The 16,773-nt window shown below is 73.3% G+C and carries 14 protein-coding genes; 8 read left to right on the forward strand and 6 right to left on the reverse strand.

Annotated features, from left to right (window positions below; genetic code table 11):
- Positions 1-170 precede the first annotated feature (170 nt).
- Positions 171-419, reverse strand: a complete 249-nt coding sequence (locus ACZ7J0_RS30690; protein ID WP_470892840.1) for a hypothetical protein — start codon at positions 417-419, stop codon at positions 171-173.
- Between the two features lie 21 nt (positions 420-440).
- Positions 441-722, reverse strand: a complete 282-nt coding sequence (locus ACZ7J0_RS30695) for a hypothetical protein (RefSeq protein WP_470892842.1) — start codon at positions 720-722, stop codon at positions 441-443.
- Between the two features lie 312 nt (positions 723-1,034).
- Between ACZ7J0_RS30695 and ACZ7J0_RS30700 the strand changes: the two genes are divergently transcribed.
- Complete coding sequence (locus tag ACZ7J0_RS30700) at positions 1,035-1,574, forward strand: DUF6328 family protein (RefSeq protein WP_468710193.1); 540 nt, start codon at positions 1,035-1,037, stop codon at positions 1,572-1,574.
- 110 nt (positions 1,575-1,684) lie between these two features.
- Here the strand turns inward: ACZ7J0_RS30700 and ACZ7J0_RS30705 are convergent, their stop codons facing one another.
- On the reverse strand, positions 1,685-4,471 hold the full coding sequence (locus ACZ7J0_RS30705) for a hypothetical protein (RefSeq protein ID WP_470892844.1): 2,787 nt from the start codon (positions 4,469-4,471) through the stop codon (positions 1,685-1,687).
- A 224-nt stretch (positions 4,472-4,695) separates the two neighbouring features.
- Between ACZ7J0_RS30705 and ACZ7J0_RS30710 the strand changes: the two genes are divergently transcribed.
- Positions 4,696-5,262 (forward strand): class I SAM-dependent methyltransferase, encoded by a 567-nt coding sequence (locus tag ACZ7J0_RS30710; protein WP_470892846.1) that lies wholly within the window; start codon positions 4,696-4,698, stop codon positions 5,260-5,262.
- Positions 5,263-5,397: 135 nt separating this feature from the next.
- Here ACZ7J0_RS30710 and ACZ7J0_RS30715 read toward each other — a convergent pair whose 3' ends face one another.
- The gene (locus ACZ7J0_RS30715) at positions 5,398-6,519 is read right to left on the reverse strand and encodes a PP2C family protein-serine/threonine phosphatase (protein WP_470892848.1); all 1,122 of its coding nucleotides are present in this window, start codon (positions 6,517-6,519) and stop codon (positions 5,398-5,400) included.
- 83 nt (positions 6,520-6,602) lie between these two features.
- Positions 6,603-7,238 (reverse strand): acetoacetate decarboxylase family protein, encoded by a 636-nt coding sequence (locus ACZ7J0_RS30720; RefSeq protein WP_470892850.1) that lies wholly within the window; start codon positions 7,236-7,238, stop codon positions 6,603-6,605.
- Positions 7,239-7,435: 197 nt separating this feature from the next.
- Between ACZ7J0_RS30720 and ACZ7J0_RS30725 the strand changes: the two genes are divergently transcribed.
- Both ACZ7J0_RS30725 and ACZ7J0_RS30730 read left to right on the forward strand, forming a co-directional pair.
- Entirely contained in the window at positions 7,436-8,734 is a 1,299-nt protein-coding gene (locus tag ACZ7J0_RS30725; protein WP_470892852.1) for a PP2C family protein-serine/threonine phosphatase, read from the forward strand.
- A gap of 91 nt (positions 8,735-8,825) precedes the next feature.
- Positions 8,826-9,089, forward strand: a complete 264-nt coding sequence (locus tag ACZ7J0_RS30730; RefSeq protein WP_470892854.1) for a hypothetical protein — start codon at positions 8,826-8,828, stop codon at positions 9,087-9,089.
- A gap of 107 nt (positions 9,090-9,196) precedes the next feature.
- Here the strand turns inward: ACZ7J0_RS30730 and ACZ7J0_RS30735 are convergent, their stop codons facing one another.
- Complete coding sequence (locus ACZ7J0_RS30735; RefSeq protein WP_470892856.1) at positions 9,197-9,580, reverse strand: hypothetical protein; 384 nt, start codon at positions 9,578-9,580, stop codon at positions 9,197-9,199.
- Positions 9,581-9,767: 187 nt separating this feature from the next.
- On the opposite strand from ACZ7J0_RS30735, the gene lanKC reads away from it, so the two are divergent.
- From lanKC to ACZ7J0_RS30755, 4 genes are all read left to right on the forward strand, one after another.
- A complete protein-coding gene (lanKC, locus tag ACZ7J0_RS30740) occupies positions 9,768-12,491 on the forward strand; it encodes a class III lanthionine synthetase LanKC (protein WP_470892858.1) in 2,724 nt (907 codons plus the stop codon).
- A 36-nt stretch (positions 12,492-12,527) separates the two neighbouring features.
- Positions 12,528-12,656 carry a mycelium formation morphogenetic lantipeptide SapB gene (ramS, locus tag ACZ7J0_RS30745; RefSeq protein WP_468709768.1) on the forward strand — a complete coding sequence of 43 codons (129 nt, stop codon included), beginning with the start codon at positions 12,528-12,530 and terminating at the stop codon, positions 12,654-12,656.
- A gap of 149 nt (positions 12,657-12,805) precedes the next feature.
- The gene (locus ACZ7J0_RS30750) at positions 12,806-14,953 is read left to right on the forward strand and encodes an ATP-binding cassette domain-containing protein (RefSeq protein WP_470892860.1); all 2,148 of its coding nucleotides are present in this window, start codon (positions 12,806-12,808) and stop codon (positions 14,951-14,953) included.
- Entirely contained in the window at positions 14,950-16,749 is a 1,800-nt protein-coding gene (locus ACZ7J0_RS30755) for an ATP-binding cassette domain-containing protein (RefSeq protein ID WP_470892862.1), read from the forward strand. The genes ACZ7J0_RS30750 and ACZ7J0_RS30755 overlap by 4 nt, the downstream gene beginning before the upstream one ends.
- Positions 16,750-16,773 lie beyond the last annotated feature (24 nt).

A 16,773-nucleotide genomic window follows, 5' to 3' on the forward strand; every position in this document is an offset into this window, starting at 1 on the left:
ATCATGCCCGACCTCGTCACCGTCAACCCCTGCATCACCACCATGGCCATCGGCGAAAAATGCGCCGACATCCTCAAGGAAGACACCCGACGGTAAGGGGCGAACGCGCTGTGCGCCGGGCCGGGCCCGGCGCACAGCGCCCTGCCCGCTCCGGGCACGCACTCGCGCCCTCAGCCGCCCATTTCCGCGAGGGCGGAGTCCAGCGTGCCCGCCAGCGCGGTGATGTCCTGCTCGGACGGTGACCCGGAGCCGAACCTCCCGCTGAGATCGCCGGCCGAGACCAGCTCCATGGCGCCGCGATAGCGATCGGTGGCCAATTCCGCCGCCGGGACCACCAGCGCCCGGCCCCGGAGCACGATCAACGTCGGCTCGTCCGCGCGCGGGCGCAGGAGGTCCCGGACGTGGTCCTCAGTGATCATGAGTAGCCCCTTCCGGGAGGGTCACCTGTGGCGCTTGCGAGCGGCCGGTGTGTCCGTGAGGCCGCCCTTGTCGGAGCGCTGTGCGCCACGCTCCTCGCCGGTCGACTCCACACCGGCGAGGCTTTCCCCGTGGGCGGTCCCGCCCTCGGTCCGGTAACCCTCGCGGGCGCTCGCGGTGCCGGGTACGACGCGGTCCTTCGCCTGGCTCTCCGCGCCGGAGTGGGCGCCGGGACCGCGGTCCACCCGCGAACCGGCCTTCCGCTCGGGCTCGCGTTCGGGGTTCTGGGATTTCTTCGCGTTCATGAGGTGCTCCTCGTCCGGGTGACGGCCCCCGTGCGGTCGCCGGCATCCCCAGCGGGCCGGCCAAGGCTCCTCCTGATGGCCGAAGCGCTCAATGAGCCATGCGATCGGCGCGTACCCAGCCGCGCGCCATACATCCATGCGGACGCCATGCGTCCGTGCGGCCGCGTCCGACGTGCCCGGATGTCCGCGCGCTCCTTCACGGGGATGTCCGTGCCCCCATCACCGCGGCAATTCCCTCCATCGGCCTACACCGGCGCATGGCGGAGCGCTGTGCGGGGTACACGCAATCACCCGAAGGAGGACCCCATGGCCATGACGGACAGCCAGTCACACATAGCCGACGTTGCGGAGGAAGCGGCTCCGTGCGACGACGAACCGGGCCACGGCCCGCCGGAGAGCTCGCGGGAGCGTGTGAACCGGCGGTGGCAGGAAGTCCTTCAGGAGACCCGGGTCGCCCAGACGGGCGTACAGATCCTCTTCGGTTTTCTCCTCAGTGTCGCCTTCACCCCGGCCTTCCGGGACCTGGACACCTTCGACCGCGGGCTCTACGTGGTCACCGTCGTGCTGGGTGCCTCCTCCACCGCCGCGCTGATCGCCCCCGTGTCGATCCACCGCTGCCTTTCGGGCCTGCGGATGAAGCGCGAGGTCGTGGAGAGCGCCGGCCGTCTCATGGTCTGCGGGATGGTGCTGCTCGCCCTGACCATCGCCTGCACCCTGCTCCTCATCCTCGACGTCGTACTCCCCGGCCCCCTCGCCCAGGTGATCGTCGGCACGGTCATGCTGTGGTTCACGCTGTGCTGGTACGTCGTGCCCTTCCGGCTCCGCCGCAAAGCCACCCGGCGGGCGTCGTGACCCCCTGACCGAGCACGCGGACACGGCCTGGCGCGGGCGTGGCACCGGCCCCCCGCAGGGGCCGGTGCCACGCTCCTATCGAGAGGGTCCGGGCGGTCCGCCCGTCCGCGTCACGGCACGTCCCGCACCGTGCCGGTGATCACCGGACCGGGCACCGGCTCCCAGTCGGCGTCGTAGACCGTCAGCCGCGCTCGCAGCGACTCCTTCGGCTCGCTCGCGCGGTCCGTGACGGTGGGGACGCTCACCTCGGAGCTCAGCTCGCCCGGGGGAACGGAGACCGACAGTGTCGCGCCGTTCAGCGCCTCGGACAGCGGCCGGTCCGGGTTCGGCGACCGGCCGAAGTTCTCGTCGAGCCAGCGCGGGTCGACGTCCTTGGTGGACAGTTCCCCGCCGCCCTGGACCGGCAGGAACGCGAGCTCGCCCGTGATCTCGGCGTCGGCGACCTCGGACAGCGACACCTTCCAGGTCAGCCTCCGGCCTTCGACGACATCCGCGGCGACCGGTGTCACCGTGACCTTGGGCATCGCGTCGTCGTTCCGCGCGGTCACCCCGCCCTGATGGGAGCCGACCACCGCGCCGCGCACCGCCTTGACGAACATGTCGCGGGTGACGTCATAGCCGTAGCGGGTGTTGCCGCGCACCTTCACCGGCACGTCGATGTCATGGCTTCCGTGGCCCACCGTCACGACACGGGAGGTCACGGTGTCCGTGCCCGGCTCGGGAACGAAGACGCGGACCTGGCCGCTTCCCTGGCCGGAGACGCGCACCGGGACGCGGTACGTCCTGACCCCGGAATCCCCCTCCTTGACGGACAGCCGTCCGATGTCGACGCGCGCGAGCGGGGCGGGGCGCGCCGCCGGTGTGCCGGGGCGCCAGCCCCACGCGTCCATCAGCCACGCCTGCCCGGAGCCGGTGCGCGATGTCAGTTCCAGGGCCTTGACGTGCTTGAGGTCCAGCCCGGCCCGAGCGGCGGCGGACAGCGGTACGCGGATCTCGCGACCCCAGTGGGAGGCGGTACGGTCGCTGCCCGGCAGCCCGTCGACGCGTGCCCGGCCAAGGGTCACGCGCCGGCCCGAGGAGTCGGCGAGCGCGACGTCCAGCTGGGTGCCCGTGGTGCCGGGCGGCACGATCACACGTAGCGCCAGGGACTCGGCGCCCGCCAGGGAGACCGGACGTGCCACGCGCACCGCGGTCGGGGAGCCGGCACTCGACCAGCGCATCGCGACCGCGTCACGGCCCGGCTCCGGCGACGTCAGCCAGGAGGCGAAGTGCGGCGACGCCCCACGGGTCTCCGCCGGAAGGCAGGCACGGGCGGGGTCGGGGTCGATCTGCTTGCAGAGCCGGCCGCCGGACACGGTGACCCCGGGGCCGGGCAGGAAGGCGGGAGTCCGGTTCGCTCCGACGGCGTGGGTGAGCACCTGCGCGGGATCCGCCGAGGGCGCGCGCCGCCCGGATCCGTCCAGCAGCGGCCGCACCCGGTCGTCGCCGCCGACGAACAGCCGGGCCGCGGCCGCGATGTACGTGGCGCCCGCGGCCTGTTGCCGCGTGGCGGTCAGACGGGGCTTCTTGCCGGGCGTGCACACGGGGTCGGGCGTGTCACCGGACCAGAAGTCGTCGAAGGCCGGTGCCTGCGCCTGCCCCGGCGTCCACTCGGTGTTGAAGAAGTTGTGGTTGGCGCCGACCATGTACACGGCGCTGTGCAGGGCCGCTCCGCGGCTGACGCCCCGCGTGCCGTCGACGTAGATCTCCCCCTGCAGGTCGGACACGTCGCCGTCGCAGCCCGGCAGGATGGTCAGGGACGGCACGTCCGGGACCGGGTTCTGCCCGAAGACGGTGGGGCCGATCAGGACGTTGCCGCGGATCTTCCAGCGCACCGGGCCCCCGTAGCCGTCCTGGTCGGCGGGCGGCCGGTAGAGGCTGTCGAGCGCGGCGCGGTTGACGCCCTCCCCGCCCCGGGAGTGTCCGACGAGCAGGACGTGGGACAGGTCCGCCGATGAGACGGCGCGTACGGCGGCGGGGGCGGCCGCCCGGTGCGCGGACCATTCCGCCCAGCGGGCGAGGTGGAGCCGTATCAGCGACGAGCGGGCCTGTGCTCCCCCGTCCTCGGCGCTGTCGTCCTGTCCGTTGACGCCGTTGGCGGAGATGGACAGGGTCACATAGCCCTGGGAGGCCAGGAGTTTCTGGGCGCCGAGGTAGCCCTGGTGGCTCGGCACCGGCCGGGTGCCCGGTCGGCAGGGCCACTCGCCGCTCTGCTCGCCTGCCGCGCTGTAGCACGTGGAGTGACGTCCGTGCAGGAAGAGGGCGACCGGTCGGCGTCCCGGAGCCCCGGCCGGTCCCACCACCGTGGCACGCATCTCGACAGGGGCGGGGAAGCCCGGCAACCGTACGGACCGCAGGGCGTATTCGCCGCTGACGGTGCGATAGGGGCCCGGCGCCCCGGGGTCCACGGGGTTCGCCGGGAGCGGGGCTTCCGGCCGGGCTTCCCGCGGCGGCGCGGGGCGGAGCCGGGAACCGGGCGCCGGGGCGGCCGCGTCCAGGCGGCGGCCGGCGGCCATCACCCGCAGGTCCGCCCGGGATCCGAGGGCGGCGCCGTCGAGAGTCAGCCGGAACGTACGCCCGTCCCGCGCCGCCACCGGACGGCCGAGCAGCCGGTCCCCCGCGTAGAACTCGACCCGGGCGTCGCCCATGGGCACCCGCTCGGGCGATGTCCACACCAGCTGCTTCCCGGCGCCCATCCCCGTGACCCGCCAGTTCGCGGGGAGACTTTCGCCGGCCGTGGTCCGCGGCGCGTCCGACGGGGAAGCGGGCGACGGTTGCGCGTGCGCCGGCCCCGGCGACGCCGCTGCCAGGGCGAGTACCGCCGCGGCCGCGGTCACCACACGTGTGACACGTATCAAGGTGGTCATCCTCATCATCGGTGTCGTCGGGGCGCTTCGGACATCCTCAGGACCCCTCGCCCCGGAGGACGACAACCGCCCGGCCCGGGTTGCCTCGTGTGGGGCGCGGGTCGGCAAATGTGCTCCATGCTCCGGGAGTTGACGGCGGCGGTCTGGCAGGGCGGCTGCCCCTGCTGCGAGGGTGGTCCGGACGCACGCCACCGCCGTGAAGGGAAGGGCCGGCCGTGACACCGACCGACACCGAGTACTGGGAACCGCTGTGGGCCTCAGGACGCCGCTACCGTCCGCTCGGCGACGCGGAAAACGCGCTCCTCGCCGAGCACGTGGGCCCCGGCGCCGGCAGACCGGCCCTCGACATCGGCTGCGGTGAGGGAGCCCTGGCCCGTCATCTCCACGAGAGCCTCGGTTTTCGCACGCTCGGCATCGACTGCTCGCCCACCGCGCTGGCCCTTGCCGCCCGCGCCCACGGCGACGTGCGGGGACTCGCCTTCCAGCAGCAGGACTTCGTCGCCGACGACCCCGGCCGCCTCCCGCATCCCGCGTACGCCGTCATCACCTGCCGGCTGGTCTACCGATGGGTCGAGGACAAGTCCGCCTTCCTGAACCGCGTACGCGCGCTGCTCGTGCCCGGCGGGACGTTCTGGCTCGTCGCCGAGTCGGCCGACCGTCTCGAAGGCGATGCGAAGCACCGGGGTCTGACCGCCGCCGCATGTGAAGGCCTCACCGCGGGCTGGTCCACGCGACGCGTTGTCCGCCTCGACAGGTTGCTGTGCTTCGCCCTTCGGCCCTGAGCACGCATCCGCGGGCCCTGCCGTGGTCGGGCTCCCCCGGTCGGGTGCGGCGCGGGCCGTTCCGCAGCCCGAGCCGTTTCTCGACGCGGCCCGTTCGGCGGGGCAGCCGTTCCGCGGCGTCAGTCGTTCCGCGGGTCAGCCGGGCAGGCGCTCGATCGCCACCATGGCGGCGTCGTCGTCCAGCCGGCCTCCCGGGATGTGTGCCAGCAGATCGAGCCGCAGATGCCTCAGCAGGGCCTGCGGCCCCTCGCCCGAGCATTGGGCGAGCCGCTCGGCCAAGGGGTAGAAGGCGCCGGACGCGTCGCGGGCCTCGATCACGCCGTCCGTGTAGAGCAGGACGATGTCGCCCGGTTCGAAGGGGAAGGTGTCGGGGGCGAAGCCCGAGTCCGAGAACTCGGTGAGGCCGAGCGGCGGGGCCGGGTGGCGCACTTCGAGGGGGATGACCCGGCCACCGCGCAGGAGCAGCGGCGGCGGGTGCCCGCAGTTGATCAGGTGCAGGAGGGGCGCGTGGTCGGGCATGTCCAGGACCGCGGCGGTGATGAACGCCTCGCTGGGGCTTCCGGTGTCGGGTTCGTACGCCGCGGGGTCGTCCAGGTCCGAGGAGACGGTTCCCTCCAGATAGGCCATCAGTACGGGCAGCTCGGCCTGCTGGTGGGCGGCCGCGCGGAACGCGCCGAGGAGGAGCGCGGCGTCCCCGATCGCCTCCAGGCCCTTGCCCCGGACGTCACCGACGATGAGCCGCGTGCCCTGCGCCGTACGCGCGGCCGCGAAGAGGTCGCCGCCGATCTGGGCCTCGGCTTCGGCGGCCAGATAGACGGAGGCGACGTGGAGGGTGCCGATGCGGCGCGGCAGGGGCCGCAGGACCACCTGCTGGGAGGCTCGGGCGATGGAGCGGAGCTGCCCGATCTGCTTCTCGTGCCGTTCTCGCAGGTGGGCGAAGAAGGTGACGAACAGCGAGATCAGGACCAGGGCGGTGAGCTGAAGGGTGTGGTTCAGGTCGGTGAGGCTGGTCCGCGACACCGCGACGCCCGCCTGGGCCAGAACGGCGAGCGCGCCGATGGCACCCGTGGTCCTCGGGCCGGCGAACGAGGCGGTGACGGCGGGCGCGGCGGCCAGGAACGGGCCGAGGTGGACGTGGGGCGGAGCCAGGATGTCGACCACCGTGATGACCACGATCAGCCCGAGCGGTACCGCCAGCAGTGCGTGTCCCGGCTCCCATGACCGACGGTGACTCCCGGAGAGTCGTCGAGGCCCCATGGATCCTGCATACACCCACGGACGCCCCCGCACCTCCGGGGCGGCGATCGGCCCACCCGGGGCGGCGGCGGTGTTCCGGGCGGCTAGGAAGGGTGCGAACCGGTCGTCGCCGTGCCGAATTCCAGCTCGAAGTCGGGCAGGACCAGGCTGAGCACCGGTGCGCGAGCCGGCAGGCGCAGCGGCCCGCCGGCGGGGAAGGACCAGCGGGCCCTGGCCAGGGCGACAGAGGTCCGCGTGCGCACGGCGGTGGTCCTGAGGCGCCCCTCGAGTGTCTGTGCGACGCGGTACCTCAGGGGCAGGCGGCCCGGCAAGCGGCGGGCCCGGCCGAACACCGCCGTGGCCACCGTCCCTTCGGTTCCCTCGGCAGCGGCCCGCAGGCCGTCGGTGCGGTCCAGGTCGAAGGTGGCCGGCTGTTTGGGGATGCCCCACAGTTCCCGGCCGCCGGCCATGGAGGGGGCGCTGTCCACCCAGATGGCCGTGATGGTGGCTCTCGAGCGGGCCCCGTCCCGTACGAGGACCGCGCTCAGCAGCTCGTTGTAGCGCAGGACGCTGCCCCGTTCGTAGACGACCCAGGCGGCCGCGACCACGGCCCGCCCGGCGAGGGCCACGGGCCGGATGCCGGGCGGGAAGGCGTCGGGGAGGGTGCGCCGCGGGACGAGCCAGAAGGACACGTACATCTGCCCGGCGAGATGCCAGGGCTCGGGCGGGTAGGGGGTCACAGGGCTCCTTTCGGGCGGGCCGCGGGCCGAGGTGGGCCGGCCACGGGGAACGGCGCCCGTTCGGTGAAGCGGGTCTAGGCTGGTGATGACCAGCCGTTCAGGGCTCCTCGTTTTCGTCTGCCGAGCAGTAGGACCGGCCTCCTCGTGTCGTGCCGACGGGCGGACGCGGGCCGTCCCTCGTCCGATCGGGTCCCGCCATGGTGACGCGTCATGATTCTGCCCATATGGTCCGGGCGCTGTTGCGCGCCAGCCATCTCACCAGCTTCGAGCAGCTCCCGGCGCTGGTGACCCGCCACGCCGCCGAGGTCGGTCTGCGGCACGTGCGCATCTATGTGGCCGACCTGCAGGAAGAGGTACTGCGGGAGGTCACGGGCCAGGGGCCGGACGCCGGGCGGGGAGGGCAGGAGCTTCGCATCGACGCCACGCTGCCGGGCCGGGCCTTCCAGACCATGCGGGTCCAGACGGCGTCGGTCGACGGCTCTCGCGAGTACTGGCTGCCCATCCTGGACGGCACGGAGCGCCTGGGTGTGCTCCGCGTGGACTTCGACGGCGGCCGGGACCTCGACGGCGGCCCGGCCATGGAAGGCGGCCCGGACAGCGGCGGCGGTCTGATCGGCGCGTTCCCGGGCGTCGACCACGCCGGTGCCGAGTTCGAGGAGGCGATGCGGGACCTGGCCTCGCTGATGGGGATGCTGCTCGTCTCCAAGCGCACCAACAGCGACTCCTTCGCCCGCCTCACCCGGGTCAACCCCATGTCGGTCTCCGCCGAGATGCAGTGGACGCTGATGCCCCCGCGGACCTTCGCCAATGACCGGGTGACGATCGCGGCGGCCATGGAGCCCGCCTACGAGACCGCCGGGGACGCGTTCGACTACGCGCTGGCCGGCGACATCGCCCACCTGGCCGTCTTCGACGCCATGGGCCACGACACCGCGGCCGGGCTGACCGCCAATCTCGCCATGGCCACGAGCCGCAACCGGCGGCGCCACGGCGCGGCCATCACCGAGGCCTGCGAAAGCATCGAGAGCATGCTGCTCGAGCAGTTCGCGCACGACCGGTACACCACCGGAATCCTCGCCGACCTCGAACTGCACACCGGGCTGCTGACCTGGGTCAACTGCGGTCATCCGCCGCCGGTTCTGATCCGCGGCGGCCGCTGGAACACCAACCTGAAGTGCCCGCCCACCCACCCCATGGGGACCGACCTCGGGCTCCCCGTCGTCGTGGGCCGGGAACAGCTGGAACCGGGCGACCGGCTGCTCCTCTACACCGACGGCATCACCGAGGCCAGGGACACGGACGGGAACGAGTTCGGACGCGACCGCTTCGTGGACTTCATCATCCGCCACCAGAGCGACGGCCTGCCGGTGCCCGAGACACTGCGCCGGCTCGTCCGCGCCGTACTGGACCATCACGACGGGAAGCTGAACGACGACGCCACGGTCCTGCTCTGCGAATGGCACGGCGGCACCCACCAGGCGGCCGAACTCGAGTAAGCGTCACCTTCCGCCCTCCGCCCTCCTCCCCTGCGGGGAATTCCGGCGTGAGCGGGTACACGGGCATGCAATCGACGCAGGGAGGCGGCAGGTGACCATGTTTCGTCGCAGCGGCACGAGGACGCCGGACGACCGGGCGAGTTCGGCCGGTCTGATCGCGCTGGCGCTGATCTGTCTGGCCGTCTGTCTGCTGCTCCTGGTGGGGCCCGGGGACCGCGGGCCGCGGTCGTACGTACCCGGGGTCGTCATGGGCGCGCTCTTCCTCGTGTGTCTGGTCAACGGGGTGCGCCCCAAGCGGTGGTCGCGTCGGGGGAGTCACCGCAGGCACCGAGGGCCGGGCAGCGCGGAGCACTGAGGCCACGGGCCCCTTTGCGCCCGCGGGCCCCTTACGCAGCACAACTGGCAGCAGCCGCCCCGTGGGGCGGCTGCTGCCAGTTGTGGCGGAGCGGGGAGGAGCGGCGCTCAGAAGCGACCGCCGGTGTAACGGGTGATCGGGCCCTGCCCGGCACGAGCCGTGCGCTGACCGGCGAGGAACGCGCCGCTGGCGAGGGAGGCGATACCCACCCCCGCCCCGGCGGCGATCAGCTTCCGGTTCTTGATCACCGTGTACGCCGTCGATGCCTTGCCGACAGCCGTCTTCCCCAGGGAAACAGCGGCTTCCCGTCCGCGCTCGCCCATCTTCTGGACGCTCGCGGGCAGCGCCGACACGGCCGTGCCCTCGGCGCGCTCGGCCGTCTTCTTGGTGGTGTCGGCAGCACGCGTCGCCGTACGGCGGGCGGTCGAGGTACCACCCCGACCGGTGCGGGCTGCCTTCTTCGCGGTGGTGGATTCACTGTCGTTGGCCATACGACTCGTATAGGCAGAATGCCTCCGGCTAAACAGCCCTCCTCGACTCCCCCTCCCCTTGAGAAGCTCCGTGGGCCGCTCGCCGGTTACTCGTGCGTTTCGCACACGCAGAACGTGACAGCGGTGACTATTGGTGCTCGGCCGCCCCATGACACCGTCGTTCTCGTCATCGACCGAAGGAGTGCGCGTGAACAAGGGGTACGCCGTCTTCTGCGATGCGGACCGGTACTTCTACGACGCGCCGCACCGTCTGGCCTTCGCGGACGACGCGGGCAGCTCCCTCTACGAGGCCGCTCGCCGCCCGGCCCCTTCCGGCTGGCAGCGGAACCAGGCGGGCGACTGGCTCGCCTTCCGCCCGGTCGACGCCGAACTGCCCGCCCAGGGCTGGAAGATCCATGTGTCGGCCACGCTGGACAACGCCGAGACGATCCTCGACCGGGTGTGGGCGTACTGCCTCGCCCACGGCATCGCCTTCAAGTTCGTGCCGAGCCGCTACCTCCTTCACCAACGCAACGCCAAGTACGCGGACCGTGCGGGCAGCGGCAAGTTCATCACGGTGTATCCGGCCGGCGAGGAACAGACCGAACGGGTCGCCGGGGAGCTCGCCGAGCTGCTGGCCGGTGAGCCCGGCCCGTACGTTCTCAGCGATCTGCGCTGGGGTGAGGGCCCGGTGCATCTGCGGTACGGGAGCTTCACGCGCCGGCACTGCTACGACGACCAGGGGGATCTGCGTCCGGCCATCGAGAACGCCGCCGGCGAACTCGTACCCGACGTGCGCGAGCCGGTGTTCCGGATACCGCCGTGGGTCACGCCGCCGGAGTTCCTGCGGCCGCACCTCGAGGCCCGGGCGGCGGTGACGGTCGCGGACATGCCCTACACCATCGAGAAGGCACTGCACTTCTCCAACGGCGGTGGCGTCTACGCCGCGCGGGACACCCGCACGGGCGAGAAGGTGGTACTGAAGGAGGCGCGGCCCCACGCGGGGCTGGCCGCCGACGGCGCCGACGCGGTCGCGCGCCTTCATCGTGAACAGGCCGCGCTGGAGCGGCTCTCCGGCCTGCCGTGGACACCCGAGGTCCGTGACGCCTTCGTCGTCGCAGACCACCACTTCCTCGTCCTGGAACACATCGAGGGCAGGCCGCTCAACTCCTTCTTCGCCCTGCGCCATCCGCTCATCGAGGCCGATCCGGACACCCGGCGCCTGACCGAGTACACCGCGTGGGCGCTGCGCGTCCATGAGCTGGTCGAGCGGGCCGTCGAGGCGATCCACGCGCGCGGTGTGGTGTTCAACGACCTCCATCTGTTCAACATCATGGTGTCCGATGACGAATCGTCCGTCGTACTCCTGGACTTCGAGGCCGCCCACCACATCGACGACGGCGGGCGCCAGACCGTGGCCAACCCCGCTTTCGTCGCCCCGGCCGACCGGCGCGGTTTCGCGGTCGACCGCTACGCCCTCGCGTGCCTGCGGCTCGCGCTCTTCATACCGCTCACGAGCCTCTTCGCCGTGGACCGCCGCAAGGCGGAGCACCTGGCCGAGGTGGTGGCGCGTCAGTTCCCGGTACCGCGCGCTTTTCTGGACGAGGCGGTACGGGAAATCCTCGACGGATACCAAGACACCGGACACGAGGACGTGAGGAACGACGACGCCGGAAGCCGAGGAGGCAGGAGGCAGGGAGCCGGGGCGCCGGCCCGGAAACGGGCGCCCGGGGGCTACCTTCCCGTCGAGCCGGGTGACTGGCCGGCGAGCCGTGACTCCCTGGTACGCGCGATCCTCGCCTCCGCGTCGCCGGACCGGGAGGACCGCTGCTTCCCCGGAGACATCGCGCAGTTCGCCACCGCCGGGGGTGGGCAGTCGTTCGGGTACGGAGCCGCCGGGGTGCTGTACGCGCTCGAACAGAGCGGCGCCGAACGCTGTCCCGCCGCAGAAGAATGGTTACTGCAACGCACCAAGGAGCCCGCCTCCGGGACTCCCCTCGGCTTCCACGACGGCCTCGCCGGAATCGCCTGGACCCTGCAGCACCTGGGCCACACCGGGCGAGCCCTCGAACTGGCCGAACTCGCCCTGGCGCAGCCCTGGGAAGACCTCTCGCCCGATCTGCACAGCGGCACCGCCGGGCTCGGCCTCGCCCTCGACGCGCTGGCCGCGACGACCGGGGAGGAGGCCCTGCACACGGCGGCGCTACGCTGCGCGGAGCTGACGGCACGGGCCCTTCCGGGCCTCTCGGCGCACGGCCCGCGACCGGTCGGCGGGGCGGGGCGGGACTCCGTGCGGGACGCGCGGAAACGATCGTCCCGGGCCGGATTGCTCCACGGCGCTTCCGGCGCTGCCCTGCTCTTCCTCCGTCTGTACGAGCGCACCGGCGACACCTCCCTCCTCGACCTGGCGGGCGACGCGCTCCGACAGGACCTGGAGCGGTGCGTACGCAGCGCGAGCGGCACGCTCCAGGTCGACGAGGGCTGGCGCACGATGCCCTACCTCGGCGCGGGCAGCGTGGGGATCGGGATGGTTCTCGACGACTTCCTCGCCCATCGGGCCGACGACGGCTTCGAGAGCGCGCGGAGCGAGATCGTACGAGCCGCCCAGGCGACCTTCTACGCCCAGCCGGGCCTGTACCGGGGCGCCGCCGGCATGGTGCTGTACCTCAGCCGCACCACGGCGGGCGGGCCCGGTACGACCCCGGCGGACGTACGGCGCCAGGTCGACGCCCTCGCCTGGCACGCCATGTCCTACCGCGGAGACCTCTGCTTCCCCGGGGAGCAGATGATGCGGCTCTCCATGGACCTCTCGACCGGCACCGCCGGCTGCCTGCTCGCGCTCGCGGCGGCCCTCGGTGACCGTCCCGCTCGACTTCCCTTCCTGCCGCCTCTCCGGCGGCCCCAGAACCGGCCCCAAAAGGGGTCGCAATGAAGCACCACCGTCCCCATGAAACGAAAGGAAACGATCATGAACCTGCTCGACCTTCAGTCGATGGAGACCCCCAAGGAAGAGGCCATCGGCGACGTCGAGACCGGGAGCCGTGCCAGCCTCCTGCTCTGCGGCGACAGCAGCCTGAGCGTCACCACGTGTAACTGAGGCTCCCCGCTCGGCGTCGGCTGACCACCGTCCGCCGACGCGGAGCACGACGCCCCGGGCGGACGCGCCCGGGGCGTCGCCCTCGCGTGCTGGGTCCCACAGGGCGCCCGGCGCGCGACCGGACAACGCCCGCAGAGGAGGCCGCGCACATGACCGCGAGGCGACGGAACCGCTCCGCCGGTGGACGGGGGCCCCGAGCCGCCCGCGCCGCGGAGCCGTCCCGCCCGGCTCCGGACACCCAGCCCGCACGCCCGATGCCCGCCGGCCCAACGGGCAAGGATGCTGACCCGTCCGCGGACGCCACAACCACGGGCCGGAGCCCCGACGGCCACACCACGGACCCGTCCGCCGACGCCACAACCCAGGGACCGGGACCCGACAGCCACACCACGGACCCGTCGCCTGACGCCACAACCCAGGGCCGGGACCAGGGTGACAAGGTCGCCGGCCCGGCCGCTGACGCCGACGCCCCCGCCCGCGCCCTGCTCGCCACGACCCGGCACTGGGGGGTCCTCTCCCTCGCCGTGCTTCTCTGTTCCCTCGCCGCGGCGGCCGTCGCGCTCGCTCTGCCCGCCGTCCTCGGCCGCACCCTCGACCTGCTGCTGCGCGCGGAGCCCGGCGCGGGCCGCTGGCTCGCGCTGAGCACGGCCCTGCTCGCCGCCGAGGTGCTCCTCGACGCCGGGGTCGCCCTGCTCACCGGCCTCACCAACGCGCGGGCCACCGCCCGGATCCGGGTGCGCGCCCTCGGCGGGCTGTTGTCGACTGCGCCCGACCGGGCAGCTCGCCACTCCCCCGGCGACGTCGCCACCCGTCTCTCCGCCAACGCGACCGACGCCGGAACCGTCCCCGCCGCCGCGGCCTCGCTCGCCGCGTCCCTGCTGATGCCCGCCGGGGCGCTCGTCGCCCTGTTCGTCATCGACGTCTGGGTCGCCCTCGTCTTCGTGGCGGGCCTTCCCGCCCTGGCCCTCGTACTCCGCGCCTTCGCCCGTGACGCCTCGGACAGCGTGGGCAGCTATCAGCGGGTGCAGGCGGACATCGCCTCGCGTCTGCTGGAGGCTCTCGAGGGGGCCCGTACCATCGCCGCCGCCGGAACGGCCCCCCGCGAGCGGGCCCGCGTTCTCGCCCCGCTCGCCGAACTGAGCCGTCAGGGGCGCCGGATGTGGGCGCTCCACGGGCGGGCCGTCGCGAACAGCGGCGCCCTCATGCCCCTCCTGACCGTGGGCGTCCTCGGTGCGGGCGGTGTGCGGCTGGCCTCCGGGGACATCGGGGTCGGCGAGTTGCTCGCGGCTTCGCGGTACGCGGCGCTGGCCGCGGGGGTCGGGGGCGTCGCCACCTCGCTCGGCGCGCTCGTACGCGGGCGCGCCGCGGCCCGCCGTACCGCCGAGCTGGAGGGTCTGCCCGCGCTGCGGCACGGTGGCGCCGGCTTGCCACCGAGCGGGCCCGGCGCCCTCGAATTGCGCGGTGTCCACGTCGTCCGCGACGGCGCCGCGCTCCTGAGCGGCGTCGACCTGTCGCTGCCCGGCGGTGTCACCGCCGCGGTGGTCGGCCGGTCGGGAGCGGGCAAGTCGACGCTGGCCGCTGTCGCGGGCCGCCTCATCGACCCGGACCGCGGCCATGTCCTCCTCGACGGGGTACACCTCGACGAGGTGTCGCACGCCGCGCTCCGCGAGGACGTCACCTACGCCTTCGAACGCCCGGTCTTCGTCGGCGGGACGGTCGCCGAGGCGATCGGGGCCGGTGCGGGGGCCGTGTCGGAGGAGCAGGTGCGGTGGGCGGCGCGGGCCGCGGGCGCCGACGGTTTCGTACGCCGCCTTCCCCAGGGGTACGACACCCCGCTCGCTGCCGCTCCGCTCTCCGGCGGCGAGTACCAACGCCTCGGTCTGGCACGGGCGTTCGCCCATGCCGGGCGGCTCCTGATCCTCGACGACGCGACCTCCAGTCTCGACACCGCGACCGAACGCGAGGTGGACCGCGTGCTGACCCGCGAGGTCCGGCCGGGCACCCGGCTCCTCGTCGCCCACCGGCTCTCGGTGGCCGCCCGGGCGGACCTGGTGGTCTGGCTGGAGGAGGGCCGCCTTCGCGCGGTCGACACCCATCGGCGGCTGTGGCAGGACCCGGCGTACCGGGCCGTCTTCGACGCCACGGAGGCAGCGGTCACGGACGCCGCGACGCTCGCCAAGGCCGCCGCGGTCACCGAGGCAGCGGTCACGGACGCGTCGGTCACCCCCGTGCCGGACACCGCCGCGTCCTCCTGCGACCCGCGCGTCGGCACGGCCTCGGGTGGGGTCGCCCTGTGAAGCCGCCCGCCCCCTCGCACGGTCCCTCCCCCTCGGCCGGTCCCGGCGCGCTGCGTCGCGTCCTGCCTCCCGCGCGTCGCTTCCTCGCCCCGAGGAAAGGCACCCTGCTCAGGCTCGCGGCCCTGTCACTCGCGGAATCCGTCCAGACCTTCCTGGGCGGTTTCTGCGTCGCCCGCTCCATGGACGACGGCTTCCTCTCCGGGGACACGTCGACGGGACTGCTGTGGCTGGCGGCGGCCGCCGTGGCGATCGTCGCCGGGGCGCCCGTCATCCGGGGCGTGTTCGCCCAACTGGCCGATCTGACCGAGCCGTTGAGGGACGGCCTGGTACGCCGCGCGGTCGACCACGCTCTGCACGGGGCCGTCACCGCGCCCGAACGGGCCGATCCCGCAACCGTCTCACGCCTGACGAACCAGACCGAGATCGCCCGGGACAGTTTCGCCGGGCTGGTGCTCACCGCGCGTTCCTTCGTCTTCGTCGCGGCGGGCGCCCTGGTGGGCCTGTTCTCGCTGGCGCCGCAGTTCCTCCTGGTCGTCGTGGGGCCACTGGTTCTGGGCCTGACGCTGTTCGTGGCCACGTTGCGGCCGATGGCAGCCGCGCAGCGGCGGTATCTGGACACCGACGAAGCTCTCGGACACCGCGCCGGTGCCGTCCGGGCCGCCCTGCGGGACATCGTCGCCTGTGGGACCCAGGGGACGGCGGCCGCACAGGCGGGCGAGCTGACCGAGGACACGGCGGCCGCCGCACGCGCCCTGGCGCGCTGGGCCGCCGTGCGCACGCTGGCGCTCGGCGTGGCGGGCCAGCTGCCGGTGGTGCTGCTGCTCGCGACGGTCCCGTGGCTGCTCGGCCAAGGGGTCACCGCGGGCGCACTGTTGGGCGCGCTCACCTACCTCGTACAGTCCCTGCTCCCCGCGCTGCACACGCTCATGACCGCGATCGGTGCCGCGGGGACCCGCCTGCTGATCGTGCTCGACCGCTTCGCCGTGCCTGCGCCGAGTCCGGCGGGTACGGCGGCCCCTTCTCCGCGCGTCCCCTCGCCCGCGCCGGCGCCACTGGCGCCGGTCCGGCGGTCCGGGGCCCCCGCGCTGGACGTCCGCTCCGTCCGCGTGGCCTACGGACCCCGCGCCCGCCCCGTCCTCGACGGGCTGAGCCTGCGGGTCCACGACGGTGAACACATCGCGGTCGTGGGCCCCAGCGGGATCGGCAAGTCGACCCTGACCGCCGTCATCGCCGGCACCCTGGCCCCGGACAAGGGGAGCGTGCGGCTCGCCGGCCACCGCGTCGAGGGCCGCCACGCCTCCCAACTGGCCCCGCTGCGCGCGCTGATCCCCCAGCAGGCCTACGTCTTCACCGGCACGGTCCTCGACAATCTGCGGCATTTCGCCCCCGACGCGGCGACCGGCGCCGTCGAGGCGGCCGTCGACACCCTTGCCCTGGGGCCACTCGTCGACCGTCTCGGCGGCCTGGACGCGGTCGTGGAACCCGCCGTCCTGTCCCAGGGCGAGCGCCAACTGCTCTCCCTCGGCCGGGCCTATCTGTCCCCGGCCCCCCTGCTCCTGCTGGACGAGGCCACCTGCCATCTCGATCCGGCGGCCGAGGCGCACGCCGAACAGGCCCTGGCCGAGCGGCCGGGCACGCTCCTGGTGGTGGCCCACCGGCTCTCGTCGGCTCTGCGCGCGGACCGGATCCTCGTCCTGGACGGGACCGACGCGATGTGTGGGACGCACGCCGAACTCCTCGGCGGGTGCGCTCTCTACCGCGATCTGATGGGGCACTGGAGTGCGGAAGGCCGCTGACCCGCCGACGGCCCGCTGGACGGA

Source organism: Streptomyces sp. NPDC038280, from assembly GCF_055600045.1.